The 1,345-nt window shown below is 73.1% G+C and carries 2 protein-coding genes; both read left to right on the plus strand.

Features of this window, described 5'->3' with window-relative positions; genetic code table 11:
* A partial coding sequence (locus D588_RS25040) for an ATP-dependent DNA helicase (protein WP_017916692.1) occupies nt 1-1,059 on the plus strand: 1,059 nt, incomplete at its 5' end.
* Nucleotides 1,060-1,119: 60 nt separating this feature from the next.
* Nucleotides 1,120-1,345: tRNA (adenosine(37)-N6)-threonylcarbamoyltransferase complex dimerization subunit type 1 TsaB (gene tsaB / locus D588_RS0115955; protein ID WP_026143779.1), on the plus strand; the 226-nt coding region annotated here is incomplete at its 3' end.

A 1,345-nucleotide genomic window follows, 5' to 3' on the forward strand; every position in this document is an offset into this window, starting at 1 on the left:
CTGGCCGATCTGGCGCGGCTGCAGGAGCCGCTGGCGGCCCTGCGCGAGGCTTCGCCCGGCTTCGACGCCTGTGCGGCGCGCGCGCGCGAGCTGCGCACGCGGCTGGGCCGCTGGCTCGGCGAGGATGCGCCGATTCCGGATTTCGAGGCCGAGCCGGAAGCGGACGCGCCGTCCAACGACGTGCTGTGGTACGAACTGACCCCGCGCGGCTTCCGCTGCCAGCGCACGCCGCTGGACGTGTCCGGGCCGCTGCGCGCGCACCGCGAGGCCTCGCACGCGGCCTGGGTGTTCACCTCGGCGACGCTGGCGGTGAAGGGCGAGTTCGAGCACATCGCCACCCGCCTGGGCCTGCGCGATCCGATGACCTTGCTGCAGCCCAGCCCGTTCGACTGGGCACGGCAGGCGCTGTGCTACCTGCCGGCGCTGCCCGATCCCGCCGCGCGCGGCTTCGGCACCGCATTGATCGCCGCGTTGGAGCCGGTGCTGGAGGCCTCGCAGGGCCGCGCCTTCCTGCTGTTCGCCTCGCACCGCGCGCTGCGCGAGGCGGCCGAGGCGCTGCGCGACGGGCCCTGGCCGCTGTTCGTGCAGGGCGAGGCGCCGCGCGCGACCTTGCTCGAGCGCTTCCGCGCCTCCGGCAACGGCGTGCTGCTCGGCTCGGCCAGTTTCCGCGAGGGCGTGGACGTGGTCGGCGATGCGCTGAGCGTGGTGGTGATCGACAAGCTGCCGTTCGCCGCGCCCGACGATCCGGTGTTCGAAGCACGCCTGGAGGCGATCCGCCGCGACGGGGGCAACCCGTTCCGCGAGGAGCAGTTGCCGCAGGCGGTGATAGCGCTGAAGCAGGGCGTGGGCCGGCTGATCCGCAGCGAGCGCGATCGCGGCGTGCTGGTGCTGTGCGACCCGCGCCTGCTGAGCAAGTCCTATGGCCGCACCTTCCTGGAGTCGCTACCGCCGTTCGCCCGCACCCGCGACGTGGAGGACGTACGCCAGTTCTTCGCCGCCGAGGCCCCGGCGCTGGGCGATAATCCCGAGGCTGCGACGCCACCGGCCACGTCAAACTAGCCGACGCGCCGCCTTTGCTTTTCCGATTCCCCATTCCCCATTCCCGATTCCCAGCCCCCAATGAATCTGCTCGCCTTCGAAACCTCCACCGAAGCCTGCTCCGTCGCCGTTATGGTCGGCGACCGCGTGCTGGAGCGCTTCGACCTGGCGCCGCGGCGGCACGCCGAACTGGCGCTGCCCTGGGCCGAGCAATTGCTCGCCGAGGCCGGCATCGGCCGCCGCCAGCTCGATGCGGTGGCCTTCGGCCGCGGCCCCGGCGCGTTCACCGGCGTGCGCCTGGCGATCG

It is taken from the genome of Xanthomonas sp. SHU 308 (assembly GCF_000364645.1).
GTDB lineage: Bacteria > Pseudomonadota > Gammaproteobacteria > Xanthomonadales > Xanthomonadaceae > Xanthomonas_A > Xanthomonas_A sontii.